This window comes from Streptomyces composti (genome assembly GCF_012034205.1).
Classification (GTDB): Bacteria; Actinomycetota; Actinomycetes; order Streptomycetales; family Streptomycetaceae; genus Streptomyces; species Streptomyces composti.
Genome location: NZ_JAATEM010000001.1, coordinates 17,638 through 41,071, shown reverse-complemented (window position 1 = coordinate 41,071; position 23,434 = coordinate 17,638). Strand labels below are relative to the sequence as shown.

Annotated in this window: 19 protein-coding genes and 3 pseudogenes; 10 read left to right on the top strand and 12 right to left on the bottom strand. The window is 73.7% G+C overall.

The features are described from left to right. Positions 1 to 21: 21 nt before the first annotated feature. A complete protein-coding gene (locus HCJ93_RS00205) occupies positions 22 to 672 on the bottom strand; it encodes an alpha-ketoglutarate-dependent dioxygenase AlkB family protein (protein ID WP_167989981.1) in 651 nt (216 codons plus the stop codon). 80 nt (positions 673 to 752) lie between these two features. Between HCJ93_RS00205 and HCJ93_RS00200 the strand changes: the two genes are divergently transcribed. Beyond that, positions 753 to 1,889, top strand: coding sequence for a methyltransferase (locus HCJ93_RS00200; protein WP_167990371.1), 1,137 nt, complete (start codon positions 753 to 755; stop codon positions 1,887 to 1,889). Here the strand turns inward: HCJ93_RS00200 and HCJ93_RS00195 are convergent. From HCJ93_RS00195 to HCJ93_RS00185, 3 genes are read right to left on the bottom strand one after another with little or no spacing between them, the layout of a single operon-like run. Next, entirely contained in the window at positions 1,867 to 3,582 is a 1,716-nt protein-coding gene (locus HCJ93_RS00195) for an ABC transporter ATP-binding protein (protein WP_167989980.1), read from the bottom strand. The genes HCJ93_RS00200 and HCJ93_RS00195 overlap by 23 nt on opposite strands. Continuing rightward, positions 3,579 to 5,486: an ABC transporter ATP-binding protein gene (locus tag HCJ93_RS00190; RefSeq protein WP_167989979.1), complete on the bottom strand. Its 1,908-nt coding sequence runs from the start codon at positions 5,484 to 5,486 to the stop codon at positions 3,579 to 3,581. Before HCJ93_RS00190 ends, HCJ93_RS00195 begins: the two co-directional genes overlap by 4 nt. Before the next feature lie 15 nt (positions 5,487 to 5,501). Continuing rightward, a complete protein-coding gene (locus tag HCJ93_RS00185) occupies positions 5,502 to 6,398 on the bottom strand; it encodes an alpha/beta hydrolase (protein WP_167989978.1) in 897 nt (298 codons plus the stop codon). A 95-nt stretch (positions 6,399 to 6,493) separates the two neighbouring features. Here HCJ93_RS00185 and HCJ93_RS00180 point away from each other — a divergent pair, with 95 nt between their 5' ends. Next, positions 6,494 to 7,531 carry a PucR family transcriptional regulator gene (locus HCJ93_RS00180; RefSeq protein ID WP_167989977.1) on the top strand — a complete coding sequence of 346 codons (1,038 nt, stop codon included), beginning with the start codon at positions 6,494 to 6,496 and terminating at the stop codon, positions 7,529 to 7,531. A 30-nt stretch (positions 7,532 to 7,561) separates the two neighbouring features. Here HCJ93_RS00180 and HCJ93_RS00175 read toward each other — a convergent pair whose 3' ends face one another. Next, on the bottom strand, positions 7,562 to 8,431 hold the full coding sequence (locus HCJ93_RS00175; RefSeq protein WP_167989976.1) for a class II fructose-bisphosphate aldolase: 870 nt from the start codon (positions 8,429 to 8,431) through the stop codon (positions 7,562 to 7,564). A gap of 65 nt (positions 8,432 to 8,496) precedes the next feature. After that, the gene (locus tag HCJ93_RS00170; protein WP_167989975.1) at positions 8,497 to 9,378 is read right to left on the bottom strand and encodes an SIS domain-containing protein; all 882 of its coding nucleotides are present in this window, start codon (positions 9,376 to 9,378) and stop codon (positions 8,497 to 8,499) included. A gap of 410 nt (positions 9,379 to 9,788) precedes the next feature. Between HCJ93_RS00170 and HCJ93_RS00165 the strand changes: the two genes are divergently transcribed. After that, a complete protein-coding gene (locus HCJ93_RS00165) occupies positions 9,789 to 10,568 on the top strand; it encodes a DeoR/GlpR family DNA-binding transcription regulator (protein WP_167989974.1) in 780 nt (259 codons plus the stop codon). 160 nt (positions 10,569 to 10,728) lie between these two features. Then, the gene (locus tag HCJ93_RS00160; RefSeq protein ID WP_167989973.1) at positions 10,729 to 12,564 is read left to right on the top strand and encodes a glycoside hydrolase family 15 protein; all 1,836 of its coding nucleotides are present in this window, start codon (positions 10,729 to 10,731) and stop codon (positions 12,562 to 12,564) included. 50 nt (positions 12,565 to 12,614) lie between these two features. On the opposite strand, the gene HCJ93_RS00155 is transcribed toward HCJ93_RS00160, so the two are convergent. Beyond that, the gene (locus HCJ93_RS00155) at positions 12,615 to 13,616 is read right to left on the bottom strand and encodes a DUF8832 domain-containing protein (RefSeq protein ID WP_167989972.1); all 1,002 of its coding nucleotides are present in this window, start codon (positions 13,614 to 13,616) and stop codon (positions 12,615 to 12,617) included. Between the two features lie 253 nt (positions 13,617 to 13,869). Here HCJ93_RS00155 and HCJ93_RS00150 point away from each other — a divergent pair, with 253 nt between their 5' ends. Both HCJ93_RS00150 and HCJ93_RS00145 read left to right on the top strand, forming a co-directional pair. Then, a complete protein-coding gene (locus HCJ93_RS00150) occupies positions 13,870 to 14,526 on the top strand; it encodes a phosphatase PAP2 family protein (protein WP_167989971.1) in 657 nt (218 codons plus the stop codon). Continuing rightward, positions 14,527 to 15,500: pseudogene (locus HCJ93_RS00145) on the top strand (tripartite tricarboxylate transporter permease); the annotation flags it as partial. Here HCJ93_RS00145 and HCJ93_RS00140 read toward each other — a convergent pair. Both HCJ93_RS00140 and HCJ93_RS00135 read right to left on the bottom strand, forming a co-directional pair. After that, complete coding sequence (locus tag HCJ93_RS00140) at positions 15,424 to 16,155, bottom strand: class F sortase (protein ID WP_373563534.1); 732 nt, start codon at positions 16,153 to 16,155, stop codon at positions 15,424 to 15,426. The pseudogene HCJ93_RS00145 and the gene HCJ93_RS00140 overlap by 77 nt on opposite strands. Positions 16,156 to 16,271: 116 nt before the next feature. After that, positions 16,272 to 17,132 carry a hypothetical protein gene (locus HCJ93_RS00135; RefSeq protein ID WP_240967378.1) on the bottom strand — a complete coding sequence of 287 codons (861 nt, stop codon included), beginning with the start codon at positions 17,130 to 17,132 and terminating at the stop codon, positions 16,272 to 16,274. A 262-nt stretch (positions 17,133 to 17,394) separates the two neighbouring features. Here HCJ93_RS00135 and HCJ93_RS00130 point away from each other — a divergent pair, with 262 nt between their 5' ends. From HCJ93_RS00130 to HCJ93_RS00120, 3 genes and pseudogenes are all read left to right on the top strand, one after another. Continuing rightward, positions 17,395 to 18,549 (top strand): MFS transporter, encoded by a 1,155-nt coding sequence (locus HCJ93_RS00130; RefSeq protein ID WP_167989970.1) that lies wholly within the window; start codon positions 17,395 to 17,397, stop codon positions 18,547 to 18,549. 48 nt (positions 18,550 to 18,597) lie between these two features. Next, positions 18,598 to 19,467, top strand: a pseudogene (locus tag HCJ93_RS00125) (SDR family oxidoreductase); the annotation flags it as partial. Positions 19,468 to 19,538: 71 nt separating this feature from the next. Continuing rightward, the gene (locus HCJ93_RS00120) at positions 19,539 to 20,279 is read left to right on the top strand and encodes a maleylpyruvate isomerase family mycothiol-dependent enzyme (protein ID WP_167989969.1); all 741 of its coding nucleotides are present in this window, start codon (positions 19,539 to 19,541) and stop codon (positions 20,277 to 20,279) included. Positions 20,280 to 20,307: 28 nt separating this feature from the next. On the opposite strand, the gene HCJ93_RS00115 is transcribed toward HCJ93_RS00120, so the two are convergent. Beyond that, on the bottom strand, positions 20,308 to 20,700 hold the full coding sequence (locus HCJ93_RS00115; RefSeq protein ID WP_167989968.1) for a MarR family winged helix-turn-helix transcriptional regulator: 393 nt from the start codon (positions 20,698 to 20,700) through the stop codon (positions 20,308 to 20,310). 84 nt (positions 20,701 to 20,784) lie between these two features. Between HCJ93_RS00115 and HCJ93_RS00110 the strand changes: the two are divergent. After that, positions 20,785 to 21,390, top strand: a pseudogene (locus HCJ93_RS00110) (MFS transporter); the annotation flags it as partial. A gap of 48 nt (positions 21,391 to 21,438) precedes the next feature. On the opposite strand, the gene HCJ93_RS00105 reads toward HCJ93_RS00110, so the two are convergent. Beyond that, on the bottom strand, positions 21,439 to 22,104 hold the full coding sequence (locus HCJ93_RS00105; RefSeq protein ID WP_167989967.1) for a response regulator: 666 nt from the start codon (positions 22,102 to 22,104) through the stop codon (positions 21,439 to 21,441). Beyond that, entirely contained in the window at positions 22,101 to 23,366 is a 1,266-nt protein-coding gene (locus HCJ93_RS00100) for a sensor histidine kinase (protein ID WP_206316630.1), read from the bottom strand. The genes HCJ93_RS00105 and HCJ93_RS00100 overlap by 4 nt, the downstream gene beginning before the upstream one ends. Between the last annotated feature and the right edge of the window lie 68 nt (positions 23,367 to 23,434).

The following is a 23,434-nucleotide window of genomic DNA, read 5'->3' as shown; positions in this document are numbered from 1 at the left end:
CCGCAGGAGATCGCGGGCACGCTACAACCCGCTGACCCGGAGCGTGATGTTGAGCCTTCCGGTCAGCCCCAGCCCGGGCGGCGCGGTGCCCGGCAGCACCTTGGGCACCCCGTGGTAGGCGAACCGGGAGGGCCCGCCGAACACGAACAGGTCACCGCTGCGCAGTTCGACGTCCGTGCGGGGGCCGGTCCTGGTCTCGGTGTCGCCGAAGCGGAAGACGCAGGAATCGCCGAGGCTGAGGGACACCACGGGGGCGTCGGCCTTCTCGTCGCTGTCGCGGTGCATGCCCATCCGGGCGTCGCCGTCGTAGTAGTTGATGAGCGCGATGTCGTAGGCGGCGGTCCGCGCGGCCTCGTCGCCGAGGGTGTCGGCGACCGCGCGGCGGCCCAGTTCGCCGAGGCTGTCGGGGAAGGGCTTGACGGGGGCGCCGTCGCCGTCGACGGCGGTCCTGGCGTAGCCGTAGGGGTACCAGTGCCATCCGAGGCACACCTGGCGGGCGGACATGGTGCCGCCGCCCGGGGTGTGCACGGTGCGCAGTCCGGCGGGCGGCCGGGCCCACTCCCGGCAGGCCCGCAGCAGGTCCCGCTGGGCCCGTGCGTCCAGCCAGCCGGGTACGTGCACGGCGCCGGGCGCGAGCTCGGCGGGTGCCCTGGGGAACAGTTCGCCGTCCATGTGCCCATCCTGCCCGCAGTCCGCCCGGACAAGGGCTGAGCTGCGGTTCCGCTAGCCTGGGCGGCACGATGGACGACCGTATGACGACGCCGTGGGGCGACCGGCTGCTGACCCGCTTCCCCGAGGATCCCCGGGACCGGCTGCGCGCCTGGGACGCCTCCGACGAGTATCTGCTGCGGCATCTCGACCGGGAGCGGGTGCCGCTGTCGGGGACGGTCGTGGTGCTCGGTGACCGGTGGGGTGCGCTGGTCACCGCGCTGGCGGAGCACCGGCCGGTGCAGATCACCGACTCCTGGCTGGGGCAGGAGGCGACCCGCGCGAATCTGGCGCGCAACGGTGTGGGGCCGGGGACGGTGCGGCTGCTGACCACGCAGGACGACCCGCCGGGGCGGATCGACGTGCTGCTGGTGCGGGTGCCGAAGAGCCTGGCGCTCCTCGAGGACCAGTTGCTCCGGCTCGCGCCCGCCGTGCACGCGGACACGGTCGTCGTCGGCACCGGCATGGTCAAGGAGATCCACACCTCCACGCTGCGCCTGTTCGAGCGGATCCTCGGCCCGACCCGTACCTCGCTGGCCGAGAAGAAGGCCCGGCTGATCTTCTGCGAGCCCGACCCCGCGCTGGACCGCCCCGCCAGCCCCTGGCCGTACCGCTACACCCTGCCCGGCGACGTCGGCGTCGTCTCCGGCCGGACGGTGGTCAATCACGCGGGGGTGTTCTGCGCGGACCGGCTCGACATCGGCACCCGCTTCTTCCTCAAGCACCTGCCGGACGTGCCGGACGGCAGGCGGGTGGTGGACCTCGGCTGCGGCAACGGTGTGGTCGGGACGGCGGTGGCGCTGGCGCAGCCGCGGGCCGAGGTGCTGTTCGTGGACGAGTCCTTCCAGGCGGTGGCGTCCGCGCAGGACACCCACCGGGTGAACGGCGTTCCGGGGCATGCGGAGTTCCGGGTCGGTGACGGCCTGGCCGGGGTGGCGGCGGGCAGCGTCGACCTGGTGCTGAACAATCCGCCGTTCCACTCCCACCAGGCGACCACCGACATCACCGCCCGCCGCATGTTCGCCGACGCCCGGCGCACGCTGCGCCCGGGCGGCGAGCTGTGGGTCGTCGGCAACCGCCACCTCGGCTACCACGTGCGGCTGCGCCGCCTGTTCGGCAACAGCGAAGTGGTGGCGAGCGACCCGAAGTTCGTGGTGCTCAGGGCCGTGAAGCGACGGTGAGCGCGTCCGACCAGAAGGCGGCGTAGCGTCCGCCGCGGGCCAGCAGCTCCCGGTGGTCGCCCTGCTCGGCGATCCGGCCGCCGTCGAGGAAGGCGACGCGGTCGGCGCGTTCGACGGTGCTCAGCCGGTGCGCCACCATCACCACCGTGCGGCCCCGCAGCAGCCGCTCGATCCCCTCGTTCACGGCCGCCTCGTTGACCGGGTCGAGGGCCGAGGTCACCTCGTCCAGCAGCACGACGGGCGCGTCCTTCAGCAGCGCCCGGGCGATCGACACACGCTGGCGTTCGCCGCCGGACAGCCGGGCGCCGCCCTCGCCGACACGGGTCTGCCATCCGCCGGGCAGGCGGTCCACCACCTCGTCCAGCCGTGCCGCGGCGGCCGCCGCCCGCAGCTCGCTCCCGGTGGCGTCGGGCCGGCCGAGACGGACGTTCTCCTCGATGGTGCCCTCGAAGAGGTACACGTCCTGGAAGACGACGGCGATGCGGGACATCAGCTCCTCGGTGCCGACGGCGCGGACGTCCGCTCCGCCCAGGCGCACGGCGCCGGAGTCGGCGTCGTGGAAGCGGGCGAGCAGGTGCAGCAGCGTGGTCTTGCCCGCGCCGGACGGTCCGACGACGGCGAGGCGCTGCCCCTGCGGCACGGTCAGCGACACCCCGTCCAGCACGGTGCGGCCGTCGCGCCGGAAGACCACCGAGTCGAACTCGACGTCGTGCCTCCGGGGTTTCACCGGACGGCGGGGTTCGGGCAGCGGCGGTGTGTCCAGCAGCGTCTCCAGCCGGGCCAGTTCGGCGCGTGCGCCGCGCAGCCGGCCGCCGAGGTGCCCCAGTGAGAGCAGCGGGTCGGCACAGCGTGCGGCCAGCACCAGGACGGTGAGGACCTGAGCCGTTCCCACCTGCCCGCCGAGGGCCAGGTGGGCGCCCAGGACCAGCAGCGCGGTGAACACCGCCTGCACCGTGAAGGTCAGGCCCAGCGCGCCGGGCACCACGGCCCGCGCGGAGCGGCGGGAGGAGCGCTCGACCCGCTGCAGGGACGCGTCGAGCAGGTGGAAGCGTTCGGTGGTCCTGCCGCCCGCCCGCAGCACCGGCTGGGCCTGGAGGTACTCGACGACGCGGTCGGTGGCGTCCCGGTCGCGGGCGGCGCGCTCCTCGTCCGCGGCGGCCGTCGCCCGTCCCGTCCACCGGTGCACCAGCACCACGAGCGGCACGGCGGCCAGCGCTGCCAGCCCGAGCCGCCAGTCGAGGGCGAGCATCACGGCGACGGTGGTCAGCGGGGTGACGCAGGCGGAGATCAGCGGTGCCAGCAGATGCGCGATCACGCTCAGCGCCCGCAGGACGCCCTGGCCCGCGAGCACGGACACCTCCCCGACCCGGGCGGTGTCGTACCAGCCGAGGGGCAGCCGGGCGAGGTGGTCGCCGAGGCGGTGGTACACCCCGCGCAGCAGCGTGGTCCCGACGCGGAAGCCGGACAGGTCGCTGATGTAACGCAGCACCGCGCAGACGGCGATGGCCGCGGCGAAGACGGCCAGCCAGGGCCAGGCGTCGTGGGGACTGCTGCCGAAGAGGGACCGCAGCACCGGGACCAGCAGGGCGTAGGAGAGTCCCTCCACGATCGCGGCCGCCGTCATCAGGGCCACGGTGCGGCGCACGGGCCGGGCGTACCGGTCCCCCAGGACGCGGAACAGCGTGCGGATCATCGGTCGTCCTCTCCTCGTGCGGGTCCGTGCGTCGTTCCGGGCGTCGTCGCGCGGGGTGTCGTCCGCGCCGTGCGGCCGGCGCGTGCGGTGGTCCCCGTCCGGACCTCCCCGGCCCGGCCGGACTGCCACAGCGCGGTGAACTCCCCCTGCTCCACGAGCAGTTCGTCCGGGGTGCCGCGTTCGACGATCCGTCCGTCCCGCAGTACCACGACGGTGTCCGCGGCCCGCGCCGTCTCGAGCCGGTGGGCGATGACCAGCACCGTGCGGTCCTCCCCGAGGGAGGTCAGGGTGCGGCGCACCGCCAGCTCGGTACGCGGGTCGGCGAAGGCGGTGGCCTCGTCGAGGACCAGGACGGGTGTGTCGGCGAGCAGGGCGCGGGCCAGGGCGATCCGCTGCGCCTCGCCGCCGGAGAGCGCGGCCTCCTCGCCGAGCACCGTGTCGTAGCCGCGCGGCAGTTGGAGGATGCGGTCGTGGATGTGGGCCGCCCTGGCCGCGCGCTCCACGTCCCCGGGCGCGGCGTGCGGCACCGCCAGGGCGATGTTCTCCGCCACCGACGCGCGCAGCAGGCGCATGTCCTGGAAGACGAAGGACACGGCGCGGCCGAGCTCCCGGCTGTCCAGGTCGCGCAGGTCGGCCCCGCCGAGCAGCACCGAGCCGTGGCCCGGGTCGAAGAACCGCGGAAGCAGCCGGACGAGCGTGGACTTGCCGCTGCCCGAGGGGCCGACCAGCGCGGTGATCGTGCCGGGCTCGAGCACCAGATCGACGCCGCGCAGCACCTCGTGTCCGTCCTCGTAGCCGAAGCGCACGCCGCGCAGTTCGACCCGGTGGCCCCGGGGCACGGCGGGCCGGGCCGGCTGGGGCAGCGGCGGGACCGCGAGGACGTCACGGATGCGCCGCAACGCCTGGTGTGCCGCCCGCATGTCGTCGAAGCCGTGGCCGAGGGCCGCCACCGGAGCGGTGAGTCCGAGGCCCAGCAGCAGGAAGGGCAGCAGGTCGGCCGGCGGCATACCGCCTCCGGTGATGAGTGCGGTGCCGCCGGTGAGCACGGCCAGCAGCACGAACGGCGGGGAGAGCAGGGTCTGCATGGCGGCGGCGGTCCCGGCCAGTCCTCGCACGAAGCGGTGGAAGACCTCCGTGAACTCGTCGGTGGCCGTGCGGAAGGCGCGGTGGGCGCGGCCGGCGCCGCCGAACGTCTTGACGACGGCGATGCCCTGCACGAACTCGACGGCCGCGTCGGCGATCCGGCCCATGGCCGCGTCGCGGTCCCGCTCCTCGCGCTGCCGTGCCGGGGTGAGCATCAGCGGCACCAGCGCCACCGCCAGGATCACCGGGGCCAGGGTGATCAGGGTGAGCCGCCAGTCGACGGTGCACAGGTAGACCAGCGAGATCAGCGGCACGACGAAGGCGGAGGTGAGTTCGCCGGGTGTGTGGGCGATGAACGGGTGCACGGCGCCGACGTCGTCGCCCACCACCTTGGCGAGCTCGCCGGTCCGGCGCCGGGCCAGCCAGCCGATCGGCACGCGTCCCAGCCGTGCGGCCAGTTGCCGGCGCAGCGCCAGCTGCACCCGCCCGTCGAGCAGGTGCCCGATGCCGGACGAGGCGGTGGTGCACAGCAGGTGGAGCAGCAGTCCGGCGGCGCCCGCGGCCACCACGGTGCGGACGTGACCGTCATCGACCGGTCCGGGCGACAGCAGCGTCCGCCCCAGCTCGGCGACCGCCAGCAGCGGGGCCAGTCCGGCGACCGCGCCGGCGACCTGGAGCGCGACGACCGCGGCGAAGCTCCGCCCGAAGGGCCGCAGCAGCCCGGCCACGGACGGTCGGGCGGACTGCGCGGACTGATCGGACTGCGAGGGCTGCGAGGACTGCGAGGACTGTGTGGGAGTGGTGGCGCTGGTGGTGGTCATCGGCCGTCCCCGTCCTCAGCCGGCCAGGGCGCGGCGCAGGGCCCCGGCGAGTTCGGCGATCTGCCGCTGGGACACATCGGCCGAGAGGACCGCCTGGGAGCCGTGGAACGTGCCGGGCCACTGGTGCAGTTCGACGCTGACGCCCGCCTGGAGCAGGCGCAGCGCGTAGAGGATGCCGTCGTCGCGCATGGGGCACAGCTCCGCGGTGGCGAGGTAGGCGGGCGGCAGGCCGGAGAGGTCCTCCGCGCGGGCCGGGGCGGCGTACGGCGTGGCGGTCCGCGAGCCCAGGTAGTGCCGCCAGGAGGTGCTGATCTTGTCCCGGGTCGCCCAGGGGGTGTCGGTGAAGTTCTGCGCCGACCAGGTCTGCTGGCGGTCGTCGAGCTGGGGCTGGTTGAGCAGCTGGAAGCAGATCGGCGGGCCCTGCTCGTCGCGTGCCCGCAGGGCCACGGCGGCGGCCAGACCGCCGCCGGCGCTGTGGCCGCCGACGGCGAGCCGCGCGGGGTCGAAGCCCAGTTCGGCCGCGTTCCCGGCGGCCCAGGTCAGTGCGGCGTAGGCGTCGTCCAGCGCGGCCGGGAAGGGGTTCTCGGGCGCGAGCCGGTAGCCCACCGAGACGACCACCGCGCCGCAGAGTCCGGCGATCCGGCCGGCCCACGGGTGCTCGGTGTCCACGTCGCCCATGACGAATCCGCCGCCGTGCAGCCAGAGGACGGCGCCCTGCGCATGGTCCGGACGGTAGATCCGTACCGGCACCCCGGGGCCGGCCGGGACGGTGCGGTCCTCGACCTGCATCCCGGAGGTGTCCGGCGCGGGTACCGAGGCGGCGAGCCCGGCGAGGTTCTTGCGTTCGGCGACGGGGTCGGTCAGGTCGGGCTTGGGGAACAGCGGCAGGAATGCTTCGAGTTCGGGATCCATGGCGCCATGCTGACCGGCCGGCCCCCTTCCGGTCAGCCGCCAGGTGTCGGGTATCCGGCCCCTGCCGTGCGCCGGTTGTCGCCTATCCTCCTGGCATGGAGGCACTGGCCGTGCGGTTGTCGCACCTCGACGCGGAGGCCCAGGGCACGATCCGGGTCGTCATGTTCTACGACACGCTGATGCGGCGCCGGGTGGACCTTCCGGCGCTGGCGCGGGCCTCCGCGGGGCTCGCGGAGTGCGTGGCCGGGATCCGGCTGCACGGCTCGGGGCGGACGATCCGTGCCTCGCCCGACGGCAGCGAACCGGCCGTGCCGCCCTCCCCCGCGTCCAGCAGCGCGCCGGTCATGCTCGACGACGAGGAGATCGGCGCGGTGTGGCTGGAGCGGCCCGGTCCGCCCAACCCGCTGGACGATGCCGTCCTGGAGCGGCTGGCCATCGCCGTGGCCGCCGTCGCCGAGCGGTACGGCCCAGCGCACACCACCATGGCCGACCCCGCGCTGGTCGAGCTGGTGATCAGCTCCGGCAGCGACGACGCGGCCCGGGCGCGGGCGCTGCGGCTGCTGGGCTTCGCGCCGGATCTGCCGGTGCGGGTCGTCGCCGTGCGCTCCCGGCTGCCGCTGGACCGGATCGGCGCCCTGCTGTGCCCGGCCCGCCCGGTGAAGGCGGCGCCGCTCGGGGACGTGGGCGTCGTCCTGGCGGCCACGGTGGACACGGACCGGCTTCCGTCCGGGGTGCGAGCCGGGATCGGAGCCGTGGACAGCGGACCCGATCTGGCCTGGCGGCAGGCGCGCACCGCCCTGCGTTTCGCCACCGCGGACCAGCCGGTGGTGCACTACGAGGGGCTGGGCTCGCTGGCGCTGCTGGCTGAGGTGCCGCAGGAGGCGGTGCGGCGGAACGCGGACATCGCGGCGGTGGGGCGGGTGGCCTCCAGCGCCGAGGACCTGGCGACGCTGCAGGCCTACTGCGCCACCGGCTCCCGGCGGCGGGCCGCGGACGTCCTGCATCTGCATCACAGCAGCGTCGCCCGTCGCCTCGAGCAGATCGGCAAGGTGCTCGGTTTCGACCTTGCCGAGCCGGCCGGGCTGGTGCGGGCCTCGCTGGCGCTCACGGCGTGGCGGCTGCAGGAGAGTTGAGGCCGGGAACGGGCCGGCGTCCGGGTCGGGTCAGGGTGACCCGGCCGGAGCCGGTCCCAGGGCCCGGATGAGCGCGGCCACGGTCCGGGTCATCGCGTCGCGGCCCACCGTCAGATAGCTGCGCGAGTCGACCGCCTCCGGGTGGGCCGCCAGGTACTCCCGGATCGCTCTGGTCATCGCGATGTTCAGGGCGGTGCCCACGTTCACCTTGGTGATGCCGCCGGCGACCGCCGCGGCCAGTTCGGGGTCCGGCAGGCCGGAGGAGCCGTGCAGCACGAGGGGGACGTCCAGGGCGGCGGAGAGGCGTTCGAGCAGGGTGCGGTCGATGGCCGCGGTGCGGCTGGTCATGGCGTGGCTGGTGCCGATGGCGACGGCCAGGGCGTCCACCCCGGAGTCGGCGACGAACGCCCGGGCCTGGTCGGGGTCGGTGCGGGCGCCGGGCGCGTGGGCGTCCAGGGGCGGCCTGCCGTCCTTGCCGCCGATCTGCCCCAACTCGGCCTCGATCCACAGTCCTCGGGCGTGCGCCCAGTCCGCTGCGGCGCGGGTGGCGGCGAGGTTCTCGGCGTAGGGCAGGCCGGCCGCGTCGTACATCACGGAGCCGAAACCGGCGTCCGGCGCCTGGCGCAGCAGGGCGTCGCTCTTGACGTGGTCGAGGTGCAGGGCGACGGGCACGGTGGCGCGTTCGGCGGCGGTGACGGCGGCGCGGGCCAGCGGATGCAGGCGTCCGTAGCGGAACTTGACGGCGTTCTCGCTGACCTGGAGGACGACGGGGGCGTTCACCGACTCGGCGCCGGCGATGACCGCCTCGATGTGCTCCAGCGTGATGACGTTGAACGCGGCGACCGCCGAGCGTGCCGCGGCCGCTCGGGTGACGAGGTCGCCGGTGGTGGTGAGGGGCACGGGGTGTCCTGTTCGTCGACGGTGCCGGGGAGCGACGCCGGGTGGGACCAGGTGTGGTCGGGGCGTCAGGGCGTGAGGACGACCGAGCGGGTCAGGTGGCGGGGGTGGTCCGGGTCGAGGCCGCGGGCGGCGGCCACGGCGACCGCCAGCCGCTGGGCGCGGACCAGTTCGGCGAGCGGGTCGAGGGTGCCCTCGATCCACAGTCCGCCGGTGTCGCGGACCTGCTCGGCCAGCCCTGCGGGGGCCTCGCCGAACATCCAGGTGGCCGTGCCCTCGGTGGTGATGCTGATGGGGCCGTGCCGGTACTCCATCGCCGGGTAGGACTCGGTCCAGGCCAGCGCGGCCTCGCGCATCTTCAGTCCGGCCTCGTTGGCCAGGCCGACGGTCCAGCCGCGGCCGAGGAAGGTGAACTGGGTGCACTCGACGAGCTTGCCGGGCAGGGGCTCGGCGAGGGCGGTGCGCGCGTCCTCGGCCACGGTGTCGGAGTGCAGGCCGAGGTGTGCGCGCAGCAGGGTGAGGGCGGTGGTGGCGAACCGGGTCTGGACGACGGACCGTTCGTCCGCGTAGTCGAGGACGACGGTGTCGTGGGCCAGCTGCATCACCGGGGTGGCCGGATCGGCGGTGACGGCGGTGGTGCGGGTGCGGTCGCGCAACGTCCGCAGCAGGTCGAGGACTTCGGTGGTGGTGCCGGAGCGGGTGAGGGCGAGGACGCGGTCGTAGGTGCGGCCGTGCGGGAACTCGGAGGCGGGGAAGGCGTCCGTCTCGCCCTGGCCGTCGGACTCGCGCTGCGCGGCGATCGCCTGCGCCATGAAGTAGGAGGTGCCGCAGCCGACGATCGCGACCCGCTCCCCCGCCGCCGGCAGTACCGAGCCGTGCTCGGCCGCCTGCGCGGCGGCGCGGGTCCAGCACTCCGGCTGGCTGCTCAGTTCGGTCTCGACATGGGTCATGCGGTACCCCCAGAGGCGAGTGATTGTTCTTGCAAGATACAGGCTTTTTTTGAGCAGAATCAAGCATGCCCTGCTCCACCGCGCCGAGGCGCTGCCGGGCGCGTCCGGTACGTAAATGCGATGCGGCTCGCACGCGTGCTCCGCTACCGTTCAGGGCGTCCAGGTGCGAAGGCCGCGGCTACTTCTTCGAATGAACGATGCCGCTGCCACCTCTGAGCTCTGGACGTCCGCAGGCGCGGGGCCGCCCGCCCGCCGGGGGACACGGGGCGGGCGGCCCCGTCGCGCGCCTGTCCCTTCGGTACCCCTGATGCCCGGGCCGCCGCCCCGCCGCCGGAACGGCGGAGCCGCGGCCCGTGGCGCGGGTGTGCGTTAGGGTCGCCGCAGAGCCAGGGCCTGGTACGGGAGGGTGGATGTCGCGGGACGCCCGCTGGAAGGCGCTGCTGGAACTGCTCGTGGAGCGCGGCCGGCTGGACGTGGAGGACGCGGCCGGAGAGCTCGGGGTGTCCGCGGCGACGATCCGCCGGGACTTCGACCAGCTGGCCGAGCAGCAGATGCTGGTGCGCACCCGGGGCGGCGCGGTGGTCCACGGGGTGTCGTACGAGCTGCCGCTGCGCTACAAGACGGCGCGGCACGCCTCCGAGAAGCAGCGCATCGCCAGGGCGGTGGCGGATCTGGTCGCGCCCGGGGAGACGGTCGGGCTGACCGGCGGGACGACCACCACGGAGGTGGCGCGGGCGCTCGCCGTGCGCGGCGATCTCAGCTCCGGTTCGCCCGCGCTGACCGTGGTGACGAACGCCCTGAACATCGCCAACGAGCTCGCCGTGCGACCCCAGTTCAAGATCGTGGTGACCGGTGGCGTGGCCCGGGCTCAGTCGTACGAGCTGATCGGGCCGCTGGCGGACGGGGTGCTGGGGCAGCTCGCCCTGGACGTGGCGGTGCTCGGTGTCGTCGGTTTCGATCCCGAGCACGGCACCTCGGCCAACGACGAGGCCGAGGCGGCGATCAACCGCATGCTGTGCGAGCGCGCCGAGCGGGTGGTGGTGGCCGCAGACGCCAGCAAGCTGGGCCGGCGGGCGTTCGCCCGGATCTGCGCGACCGGGGCCGTGCACACCCTGGTCACCGACTCCTCGGCGGCCCCGGAGACGGTGCGCGGCTTCGAGGAGGCGGGGCTGCGCGTCCTGGCGGTCTGAGCCCGTCCGGGACGTCCCGCTGTCCGGGAGCGTCCGGCCGGCGCGCGGCCGGGTGCTGCCGCCGGTTCCGGTCCCGCGCCGGGCCTCGCACGCCGAGCGGTGCTCGCGGCACCCGCCCTAAGCTGGCAGAAGGGCCCGTGCGCGGGTCCGGGAGGCCCCGATGAGTGCGACAGCCGGTGAGCGCCGGCCGTACGGAACGCGGCGGTACGTGCCGATCGCCGATCACGGGCTGATCGGCGACCTGCGCACCGTGGCCCTGGTGGGCACCGACGGCACGATCGACTGGTACTGCTGCCCCTCCTTCGACTCGCCCAGCGTCTTCGCCGCGATCCTCGACGCCGAACGCGGCGGCTGCTTCGAGCTGGCCGCGGCCGTCCCCGCCCGCACCAAGCAGTTCTACTTCCCCGACACCAACGTCCTGATCACCCGCTTCTTCACCGAGGAAGGCGTCGGTGAGGTGCAGGACTTCATGCCGGTCCCGGGCGCGGCGGACCGCGAGGGCAGGCACCGGCTGATCCGGCGGGTGCTGTGCGTGCGCGGTTCGATGCCCTTCCGTACCCGTGTCGCCCCGCGGTTCGAGTACGGCACCCGGCCGCACACCCTGCACCTGGCCGGCGGCACGGCCGTCTTCGACGCCGGCACCGTGGCGCTGGCGCTCACCGCGACGGTGCCCCTGGCGGGCGAGGGGCAGGACGTGCGGGCGGGCTTCAAGCTGGCCGAGGGCGAGGCGGCGGTGTTCGCGCTGGACCAGGTGGGCGGTGACGTACCGCCACGTGGATGCGCCGGCGCGGAGGCGGAGGAGCGGTTCACCGCGACGGTGCGGTACTGGCGGCGCTGGCTGGCCTCCTCCCGCTACCGGGGCCGCTGGCGGGAGATGGTGCACCGCTCGGCGCTCACCCTGAAGCTGCTCACCTATGAGCCGACCGGGGCGATCGTGGCCGCCCCGACCACCAGCCTGCCCGAGGAGATCGGCGGGGAGCGCAACTGGGACTACCGCCATGTCTGGGTGCGGGACGCGGCCTTCTGCGTGTACGCCCTGCTGCGGCTGGGCTTCACCGAGGAGGCCAAGGCGTTCATGGGGTTCGTCTCCCGGCACATCAGCCCGGGCGACGGCAGCGGCTCGGGGCCGCTGCAGATCATGTACGGGATCGACGGCCGCAGGGATCTGGCCGAGCAGGAACTCTCTCATCTGGAAGGCCACCTGGGTTCGGCGCCGGTGCGGGTCGGCAACGCCGCCGCCGATCAGCTGCAGCTGGACATCTACGGGGCGCTGATCGACTCCGTCTACCTCTACGACAAGTGGGCCGAGCCGATCTCCAGCGAGCAGTGGGAGAACGTGTGCGCCCTGGTCGACTGGGTCTGCGCCCACTGGGACCAGCCAGACGAGGGCATCTGGGAGACCCGCGGCGGGCGCAGGAACTTCCTCTACTCGCGGCTGATGTGCTGGGTGGCGATCGAGCGGGCGGTCCGCATGGCCAACCGGCGCGGCCTGCCCGCCGATCTCGGCCGCTGGCTGACCAGCCGCGACGCCATCTACCGGCGGATCATGAGCCGTTGCTGGTCTCCGGAGCGCCGGGCGTTCGTGCAGCAGGAGGAGGGGGACGTGCTGGACGCGGCGGTGCTGATGATGCCGCTGTCGAAGTTCATCGCGCCGACCGACCCCAAGTGGCTGTCCACGCTGGACTCGCTCACCGGGGAACTGGTCTCGGACTCGCTGGTCCACCGCTACGATCCGCGGGCGAGTCCGGACGGACTGCGCGGCGACGAGGGCACGTTCTCCATCTGCTCGTTCTGGTACGTGGAGTCGCTGACCCGCGCCGGGCGCCTCGACGAGGCGACGCTCGCCTTCGAGAAGATGCTCACCTACGCCAACCACCTCGGCCTGTACGCCGAGGAGATCGGCCGCACCGGGGAGCAACAGGGCAACTTCCCGCAGGCGTTCACGCATCTGGCGCTGATCAGCGCGGCGTTCAACCTGGACCGGGCGCTGGGCTGACCGGCGCCCGGCAGGGGCCCGGAGCCTCAAGGGGCCGGTGGCCCGCGTGCTCAGTGGCCGTGGCCGTCGTCCGAGTGGCCCGGTGTGCCCGGCTCCTCCGGCTCGGACGGGCCGCCGGCGGTGTCGCCGGTGGTCCAGCCGGCGTGGACGGTGAACGCCGCGGTGCGGACGACCCCGTTGTGCTTGAAGTCCAGGAACAGCCGGTAGTTGCCGCTGCTGGGCGCCGTGGCCGTGAACGAGATGTCCGGGCCGGGCTCGGTGCTGCCGTCGCCCGGTTCGCCGTTCGGGTGCACATGCAGATAGGCGAGGTCGCCGGAGCGCAGGGCGACCAGGTGCCCGTACGCGCCCAGGTAGGGCTGGAGGTCGGTGACGGGCTTGCCGTCGCGGGAGACGGTCAGGCGCAGCTCTCCGGGCCTGCCGGGCCGAAGGTCGCCGTTCAGCTCGACCTCGTAGCCGTCGACGCGGGCGATGCGCTGGGGCTTGGGCAGCTCCTGGGGCCGGTAGGGGCCGGAGGCGGCGAGATCGGCACCGAGGGTGAGGTTCTCGGCGTGCTTGCGCTCCGGGGTGAAGTCGGCGAACACCCGGTAGCCGCCGGCCTTCGGCAGGTCCACGGGGGTGCTCCAGGTGCCGTCGGCGGCACGGCTGGGGTGCAGATGACGGAAGGTCCCCAGGTCGCGCGAGGCGATGATGAGGTGCAGTTCCTTGTCGTGCACCCGGCGGAAGTCGGTGACGGCACGGCCACGGGTGTCCCGGACGGTGAAGCGCAGCTCACTGCGCTCCCCCGCGGCCACTCGCGGGGTGTGCAGGTCGAGGGTGTAGCCGCCCTCGGAGATCTGCAGCCCGCCGGCCGGGGTGGACTCGTGCCCGCCATGGCCACCGCCGTGACCGCTCCCGCCCTTCTCCCCCGCCCCTGATGAGGCCGTGTGCTTCTTGTCGTGCGCGGGAGCGGGCTCGGCGGCGATCGGGTCCAGCGCCTGACCGACGCCGTAGGCCGTGCCGAAGGTCGCGGCCAGGGCCGCCGCGAACGCGGTGATCTTCACTCCGGTCTGCATGGCCGTCTCTCCTCGCAATGCGGGCGCCGACTCCCCGTCGGCCGGTCTCGACGCAGCTCACGATACCCCCCTAGGGTATGGAGTCAAGTCGATCGACCCAGGATTCTCATACGGGCAGGGGGTATGCGCCGGCGGCGTGCTCGGCGTGCCCTCGACGCGGGCGCGGGGTGGAGCCCGCGTACCGTGGGCACCTGGTGATTCCCGGACCCACCGCACGGACCGCCACAGCACATCGCCATCGCGGGAGACAGACATGAGCGAGCCGACCAGCACCGACAACGCCGTCGCCCGTCCGCTCACGGCACGCGTACCGCCCGCCGACGGACTCCGACGCGCGCTGGCCTCCGTGCTGAGCGACCTGAGGGCGGTGGACGGCGCGCTGTACGCCGCCGTCGCCGCCACACCGACGCCCGCGCTCGACCGTGCGCTGCGGCGTCTCTCGCACGCCGCCGACCACTCCAAGATCTCGTTCGCCATCGCGGGCGCGCTGGCTCTCGGCGGCGCCCGCCAGCGCCGGGCCGCGCTCGCCGGGGTGGGCGCCATAGCGGTGGCCTCGGCGTCGGCGAACCTCCTGGGCAAGCGGCTGGTGCGGCGGGCACGCCCGGACCGCGAGGCGGCCCGGGTGACGGTGGACCGCCACGTGCCCATGCCGACGTCGGCGAGCTTCCCGTCCGGCCACACGGCATCCGCGGTCGCCTTCGCCACGGCCGTCGGCACGGTGCTCCCGGCCACCTCCGTGCCGCTGGGCGCGCTCGCGGGCGCGGTCGGCTACTCGCGCATCCACACGGGCGTCCACTACCCGGGCGATGTCGCCGCCGGCGCCGTCCTCGGCATCGCCAGCGCGGCAACCGCCCTGGCCGTGGGCGCCGCCCGCTTCCCGGCCTCCTTCGCCTCCCACCGCATCCACTGAGCGGCGCATCTGCGGCGCCGCCCGCCGGAGCCGGTCCCGGACGGCCGGCCGTGGCCGGGCCGCGACGATGTGCGGCGCACCCGGAGGTCCTGGGCGCGCGGCCCGTTCGTCGGTTTCCCGTTCGGCGCCGTCCCGGCGGGCGGCGCAAAGATCCCGACGTTCCTGTCGTATGTGACCGAGAAGCGGTTGTCGAAGCACAAGGACGAGTGGGGCAAGGGCGCCATCGAGGGCGTGGCGGGCCCGGAATCGGCCGCGTCGGCCTCGGCGGCGGGGACGCTGGTGTCGATACTGACCCTCGGGCTGCCGACCACGGCGGTCGCCGCGGTGATGCCCGCCGCGTTCCAGCAGTACGGGACCCAGCCGGGCCCGCTGCTGTTCGAACGCGAACCCGATCTGGTGTGGGGCCTGATCGCCTCCCTGTTCGTCGGCATGGTCCTGCTGCCGGCCCTGAACCTGCCGCTGGCGCCGGTGTGGGCGAAGCTGCTGCGCATACCGCGGGCGTCCCTCTAAGCCGGTTCCTGTTCTTCGCGGCGGTCGGCGCGTACGCGGTGGGCGGCGAGATGATCGACCTGGTGCTGCTGATCATCGGTCTGATCGGGTTCGGGATGCGGCGCTGCGGCCTGCCGGTGCTGCCCGCCGTCATCGGTGTCGTCCTCGGCCCGGCCGCCGAGCAGCAGCTGCGGCGTGCGCTGCAGATCAGCGACGGCAGCGTCACGGGTCTGGTGAACACGCCGTTCTCGGTGACGGTGTACGCCGTGGTCGTGCTGCTCCTGGTCTGGCCGCAGCTGCGCAGGGCAGTGGTCCGCCGCCGCACCGGCCGGCAGCCGGGGCGGCGGCGGAGGACGGACGGGGCGTGGCGATGCCGGGACCACGCCCCGTCCCGCTGTCCCGCCCGTCTCACACCAGCCGGGCGAAGACCACCAGGTTCTCGGTGTAGTCCTTGGCGGCGCGGTCGTACCTCCCCGCGCACGTGATGAGCCGGAGCTGGGCGTCCGGGGTGTCGGCGTAGACGCGGTCGTCGGGGAAGTCGTCCTTGGCGAAGTACTCCTTGCCGTAGACCTGGAAGACCGCCTTGCTGCCGTCCCTGCGCACCACCCGGAAGCGGTCGCCCTTCTTGAGTTCGCTCAGCCGGGCGAAGACGGCGGGCGAGGTCTTGGTGTCGACGTGTCCGGCGACGATCGACGTGCCGAGCTCTCCGGGTGTGGCGCCCTTGGCGAACCAGCCGACCAGGTTGGTGTCGTCCGGCGGGGGCGCCTCCAGCTGGCCGTTGGCGCCGATCTCGAGGTCCGTGAAGGGGGCGTCGACGCCGATCTTGGGGACGAGCAGCCGCACGGGCTCGGACCGCGGCATCGACTTGGGGGCGGAGGCGCTCGGGGCGGGCCGGCCGGGTGCCGTCGCGTCGGACGAGGGTGCGGACTCCTCGAACCGGGGGGCGACGGAGTTCTCGGCGCTCACCGCGGGGGGAGCGTGCGGTACATGGTTGTCGGCGGGGGGCTCCTCCCCGCCGCCCACCAGGCTGACCGCCAGCACCAGGGCTGCCGTACCCCAGAACAGCGCCGTCATCGCGGCGCGCAGTCGGCGTCTTCTCGGCGGCTCGTCGTCTGCGGGGGCAAGGGGACTGGCTGCCATCGGGGGGACCACCTCACTCGGACACGGCAGCGGGCACGACGTTCGGCTCGGCGGGCGGGGCCGCCGCCGCGTCACGCGCGAGGGGCGGCCCCGGCCGCTATGTGGTCAGGCATGGCTCAGGCCACGCTTCCGGCTGCCTTCTTGCGGCGCAGCGCGTACATGCCGGTGCCCAGGAAGGCCAGCGCGGCCAGTCCGCCCGCGGTCACACCCGGCTGGGCGAGGCCGCCGCCGCCCGTGTGCATGCCGCCCTTCGGCTTGTCGTGCTTCCACTCCTTGTCCCGGGAGGTTTCGGAGGAGCCGTACTTGCCGCCCTCGTCGCCGCTCCAGTCCTTGTTCAGGGCGAGAGCGCCGCCACCGGTGTGCACACCGCCGTGCGGCTTGCCGTGCTTCTTGCCCTCCTCCTTCTTGTCCTCGTACTTGTCGTCGCCCTTCTCCCAGTCCTTGTCCGTGGACAGGGCGAGGGCACCGCCACCGGTGTGCACGCCACCGTGCGGCTTGCCGTGCTTCTTGCCCTCCTCCTTCTTGTCCTCGTACTTGTCGTCGCCCTTCTCCCAGTCCTTGTCCGTGGACAGGGCGAGAGCGCCGCCACCGGTGTGCACACCGCCGTGCGGCTTGCCGTGCTTCTTGCCCTCGTCGTCACCCTTCTCCCAGTCCTTGTCCGTGGACAGGGCGAGAGCGCCGCCACCGGTGTGCACACCGCCGTGCGGCTTGCCGTGCTTCTTGCCCTCCTCCTTCTTGTCCTCGTACTTGTCGTCGCCCTTCTCCCAGTCCTTGTCGGACACCGACGACAGAGCACCGCCACCCGTGTGCATTCCGCCGTAGGGCTTGTCGTGCTTGCTGTCCTTCTTGTGCTCCTTGCTGTAAGAAGACTTGTCGTGCTCACCGTCACCCGTGTGGTCGGCGTAGGCCAGGGGCGCGGCGATCGCGAGGGCCGCGGTGGCCGTCGCGCTGGCGAGCACCATGCGAGCAGAGCGCATCTGGGATTCCTTCCATCGGCTACCGGGCTGCTGACTCCTCGTCAGCACGATTGACCCGGGTCCGACGTGATCCAACGTCAGGCACAAGCCCGGGGCTCACCATCCGGGACGTACACACGGGTTAACAACCCATCCCTATGGCGGCACACGGTGGGCGTGTCGCGGCCGCTTCCGGCGGCTCCGGCCCCCCTTGCACCCGGTGACGGCACTCGCCTAGCCTGCGTTTGTGCCGCTAATAAACAAAACCCGTTCGCACAGCGTCGTGCCGGGTTCGGACCTCGTCCGGCTCCGACTCGCCCTGACCGCATTCTTCGCCCTGGACGGCTTCGTCTTCGCCGGCTGGGTGGTCCGCATCCCCGCCGTCAAGGAGCAGACCGGGGCCTCGGCCAGCACCCTCGGGCTCGCCCTGCTGGGCGTCTCGGCGGGGGCCGTCGTCACCATGACCCTCACCGGCAGGCTCTGCCGCCGCTACGGCAGCCATCTGGTCACCGTGGTGTGCGCGGTACTGCTCTGCCTCAGCGTCGGGCTGCCCCCGCTGACCCACTCCGCAGCGGCGCTCGGCGCGGTCCTGCTGCTGTTCGGAGCCGCCTACGGCGGGATCAACGTGGCGTTCAACAGCGCCGCCGTCGACCTGGTCGCTCAGCTGCGGCGGCCGATCATGCCGAGCTTCCACGCCGCCTTCAGCCTGGGCGGCATGACCGGCGCGGGACTGGGCGCCCTGGTGGCCGGCTCGCTCACCCCCACCCGGCATCTGTGGCTGCTGGCCGCCGTCGGACTCGCGGTCACCGCGGTCGCCGGGCGCGCACTACTGCGGATCGAGCCGCTGACCCCGGCGGACCGCGGCCGGGAGCAGACCGAGACGCCTCGCCCGGACCGGCGCACCCGCGCCCTGGTGATCGTGTTCGGGATCGTCGCCCTGTGCACCGCGTACGGCGAGGGCGCCCTGGCGGACTGGGGCGCGCTCCATCTGGAGCAGGACCTCGGCGCCTCGGCGGGCGCGGCGGCCGTCGGGTACTCCTGCTTCGCGCTGGCGATGACCGCCGGTCGGCTGACCGGGACCACGCTGCTCGAACGGCTGGGCCGGACCCGGACCGTCGTCGCGGGCGGCGCCACCGCCTGCGCCGGCATGCTGCTGGGTGCCCTGGCGCCCTCCCTGTGGGCCGCCCTGCTCGGCTACGCGGTGACCGGGCTCGGCCTCGCCAATCTCTTCCCGGTGGCGGTCGAGCGGGCCGGTGCGCTGGCCGGACCGAGCGGCGTCGCCACCGCCTCCACCCTGGGCTACGGCGGCATGCTGCTCGGGCCGCCCGCGATCGGCTTCATGGCCGACTGGTTCAGCCTGCCGGCCGCCCTGACCAGCGTGGCGGTGCTCGCGGCGGTGGCCACCGTCACCGGGTTCGCGACCCGGCGGGTGGGCTGAGCCGCCGCCCGCGGGGTACCCGGCGTCCCACCCGAGCGACACCGTGGGCAGCAGAACCCCGTCGGGCAGCACCCGACCCCCGACTTCCCGTCGCAGGATCAGCCGCATCCGGGCTGGACCGGCCCCATGGACCCGCCGCCCGACCACGGCGAGGACACCTACCGCGGCAGCGGACGGCTGCAGGACCGCAAGGCCGTGATCACCGGAGGGGACTCCGGCATCGGGCGGGCCGTCGCGCTGGCCTTCGCCCGGGAGGGCGCCGATGTGCTGTTCACCTACCTGGACAGCGAGAAGGAGGAGGCGGAGGAGACGGCGCGGTGGGTCGAGGAGGCCGGCCGGCGCGCCGTGGCCGTCGCCTGTGACATACGCGAGGAGGAGAACTGCCGGGCCCTGATCGACCGTGCCGCGGCGGAGTTCGGGCACCTCGACATCCTGGTGAACAACGCGGCGTACCAGATGTCGCAGCCCGACGGCATCGAGGCGGTCACCACCGAGCAGTTCGACCGGGTGATGCGCACCAACCTCTACGGGATGTTCTGGCTGTGCAAGTTCGCCCTGCCGCACCTCAGGGAGGGCGGCAGCATCATCAACTCCGCGTCGGTCCAGGCGTACAAGCCGAGTCCGCATCTGCTCGACTACGCGACCACCAAGGGCGCGATCGTCACCTTCACCCAGGGTCTGGCACAGATGCTGATCGGGCGGGGCATCCGCGTCAACGCCGTCGCGCCCGGGCCGGTGTGGACGCCGCTGATCCCGGCGACGCTGCCGGACACCGCGGAGTTCGGCAGGCAGGCACCGATCGGCCGGCCCGCCCAGCCCGCCGAGATGGCCCCGGCGTATGTGTTCCTCGCCTCGCAGGAGGCCTCCTACATCACCGCCGAGATCGTCAACGCCACGGGCGGTACGCCGCTGCCGTAGGACCGCCGGGCCGAGGTGGACGCGTCGCACGGCACATCGGCATGTACGCGTCGTGCGGCAGACTGCTCGTCATGGACACTGCCTGGTTTCTTCAGATCCTGGACCGAGAGGGCCGGTTGCTGGCCGACGCCGCCCAGCAGGCGGGCGCCGACGCGGTGGTGCCGCCCTGCCCCGGTTGGCGGGTGCGCGACCTGCTGCGGCACACCGGTGTGGTGCACCGCTGGGCCGCGGGCTTCGTCGCCGAGGGGCACACGGCACCGCGCGCCATGGGCGAGGAGCCCGCGCTCGACGGTCCGGAGCTGATCGCCTGGTACCGGGAGAGCCACCGCCTGCTGGTCGACACACTGGCCGGTGCGCCCGCCGACGTGGAGTGCTACACCTTCCTGCCGGGCGCGCCCTCCGCGCTCGCCTTCTGGGCACGTCGCCAGGCGCACGAGACCTGCGTGCACCGGTTCGATGCGGAGGCTGCCCGCGGCGGCACCCCGACGCCGATCGGCACCGGCTTCGCCGTGGACGGCATCGACGAGCTGCTGCGCGGCTTCCACGCCCGCCGCAGGAGCCGGGTGCGCAGCGAGAAACCCCAGCTGCTGCGGGTGCGGGCCACCGACGCGGACGCCGTGTGGACGATGCGGGTCTCCCAGGATCCGCCGGTGACCGTCCGGGGCGAGGACACCGGTGACGCCATCGGGTGCGAACTGAGCGGTCCGGCAGAGCAGTTGTATCTGGCGCTGTGGAACCGGACGGCGGTGCCGGACGTCTCCGGCGACCCGGCGCTGGCCGAGCTGTGGCGGGAGAAGTCCGCGGTGATCTGAACCCGCGCCCGGCTCGCGGACGCCGCGATCAGCCGGACGCGAGCATCCGGGCCAGCACCGCGCGCTGCACCGGCAGCACCTTGCCGTGCAGCGCGCGCCCCTGCCGCGTGAGCGCGACCCGTACGCCCCGCCGGTCCTCCGGGCACATGGTGCGCTCCACCAGACCCTCCCGCTCCAGCCGGGCGACCAGCCGGGACAGCGCGCTCTGGCTCAGATGGACCCGCTCGGAGATCTCCTGCACGCGGTAGGCGCAGCCCTTCGGCCCGCGGCTGCCCGCGAGGATGTCGAGGACCTCGAAGTCGCTGGCGCACAGGCCGTGTTCGCCGAGCACGCGATCCAGTTCGCACTGGGTGCGGGCATGCAGCGCCAGGATGTCCCGCCACTGTTCCACGAGTTTCTGATCGACCTGGTTCCCCGCCATGGGGCGCACCGTAGCAGAGCTCCATTTTGTTGCATACGCATTACATGCACTTGCATCCCATGCGCTGCACGTACGTGTCGGCGCATGACCTCTCCGCTCACCGCTTCCGTGCCCGACGGGCACTGGACCTCCCGCCTGTGGGGCACCCTGCCGGCGCTCTGCGCCGCGATGTTCCTCGACGCGCTGGACGTCTCCATGGCCGGCGTGGCCCTGCCGTCCATCGGCGCCGACCTCGGCCTGTCGACCTCGTCCCTGCAATGGGTCGTCAGCGGCTGCATCCTCGGCTACGGCGGTCTGCTGCTCGGCGGCCGCGCCGCCGACCTGCTGGGCCGGCGTCAGGTGTTCCCGGTGGACCTCGGGGCCTTCGCCGTCGCCCCGCTGCTCGGCGGCCTAGTCGACTCCGGCCCGCTGCTGATCGCCGGCCGGTTCGTCACGGGGCTCCGTGCGGCGTTCACGGCGCCCGCCGGGCTGTCCGCCATCACCACCACGTTCCCGGAGGGGCCGCTGCGCAACCGGGCACTGCCCGTCCACACCACCTGCGGCGCCGGCGGCCATTCGCTGGGGCTGGTCTTCTCCGGGCTGCTCACCGAGGCCGGCTGACGGCTGACCATGCTGCTGTCCGCGCCGATCGCCCTGATCGCCCCGGTCGCGGGCCTGCGGCTGCTGCCGGGCACCGCCCGCGAGCGGAACCGGGCCAGACGGCTGCTCAGCGGCCAGGGAAGGCAGGTCCGGCCGCGGTCAGCCCAGCCAGCCGGGCCGGACCAGGCCGGATTCGTAGGCGAGCACCACCAGCTGGGCCCGGTCGCGGGCGCCGAGCTTGACCATGGTGCGGCTCACATGGGTCTTGGCGGTCAGCGGGCTGACGACCAGCCGGCGGGCGATCTCCTCGTTGGACAGACCGATGCCGACCAGCGCCATCACCTCCCGCTCCCGTTCGGTGAGCTGGGCGAGGGCGTCGGCGGCGGCCGGTTCCTTGGACCGGGCCGCGAACTCGGCGATCAGGCGGCGGGTCACGCCGGGCGAGAGCAGGGCGTCGCCCGCGACCACCGCCCGTACCGCGCGCAGCAGTTCCTCCGGTTCGGTGTCCTTGACCAGGAAGCCCGAGGCGCCGGAGCGGATCGCCTCGAAGACGTACTCGTCCAGCTCGAAGGTGGTCAGCATGACCACCTTCACCTCCGCCAGCTCCGGGTCACCGGTGACCTGACGGGTGGCGGCCAGCCCGTCGAGTGCGGGCATCCGGATGTCCATCAGGACGACGTCCGGGCGCAGTTCGCGGATGAGCCGCACCGCTTCCTCGCCGTCCGAGGCCTCTCCGGCCACCTCGATGTCCGGCTGGGCGTCCAGCAGGGCGCGGAAGCCCGCCCGGACGAGCGACTGGTCGTCGGCGAGCAGTACCCGGATCACCGGTCCTCCTTCGGTGTGAGCGGGAGCACGGCCAGCACCCTGAAGCCGCCGCCGGGGCGCGGGCCCGCCTCGATCGTGCCACCCAGTGCGGCGGCGCGCTCCCGCATTCCGGCCAGTCCGTTTCCGCTGCCGCCCGCGTCGGCGCCGGTGGCGGGCCCGTCGTCGTCGATGCACAGGCGCAGGGCCCCGTCCCGCACCTCCATCCGCACCCGCGCGTTCCGTGCCCCGGAGTGCCGTACGACGTTGGTGAGCGCCTCCTGGACGATCCGGAAGGCGGCGAGATCCCCGTTGGGGGCGAGGTCGGGCACCTCGCCCTCCACCGTGACGTCGAGGCCGGCGGCGGCGGCCTGCTCGACCAGTTCGGGCAGGCGGTCCAGGCCGGGAGCGGGCGCCCGGGGTGCCGCGCCGGGCGTGCGGAGGGTGTCGAGCACCTGGCGGACCTCGCCCAGCGCCTCCTTGCTCTTCTCCTTGATGGTGGTGAGCGCCGTGCGGGCCTGCTCCGGGTCGCTGTCCAGGAGGGCGAGCCCGACACCGGCCTGCACATTGATCACGGAGATGCTGTGGGCGAGCACGTCGTGCAGTTCGCGGGCGATGCGCAGACGCTCCTCGTCCGCGCGCCGGCGGGCCGCCTGGGCGCGCTCGGCCCGCTCGCGCGCCCACTGCTCACGCCGGGCGCGCGCCAGCTCCGACACGGCGATCAGGGCGACCACCCAGGTGGCGGCCACGATCTCCTCGTTCCAGGAGGCGGCGGAGTCCCCGGCGGGCGGCAGCCAGCGGTGGAGCACATGAGCGAGCAGCAGATGGCCCGCCCAGAGGGTGCCCATCGCCGTCCAGGCGGCACGCCGGTGCCCCGCCACGACGGCGGTGAAGCAGGCCACCGCGACGACGAGGAACACCGGGCCGTACGGGTACCCGGCGCCGAGGTAGAGCAGAACGGCGCCGACGGTGCCGCCGAGCACCGCCACGGGATGGCGGTGACGCAGCAGGAGCGAGGCGGCCGCCGCGAACAGCAGCAGCCTGGCGAACGGGTCCAGGGCGACCCGCTCGCCCTCTTGGGCGTGAGCGGCAAAGGTGGAGCCCAGCATGACGAAGGCCGTGATCAGGAGGGTGGACACCCAGGGCAGCCGGGACCGGCCACCGGTCTCCACGGCGTCCTCCCCCGGCCCCATGAGGCCACGCGGCCCGTAACGCCAGGCCGCCACCGGTCCCCGGCGCCACCAGGCCCGCATCCGGCCGGATCCGCGCTCCTGCTGCTCGTCCATGTCCGCCACGCTAGACGCCGGGCCGCCCGGGCCGCGTCACCCCGGCGTGGTGATCGGACGTACTCCCG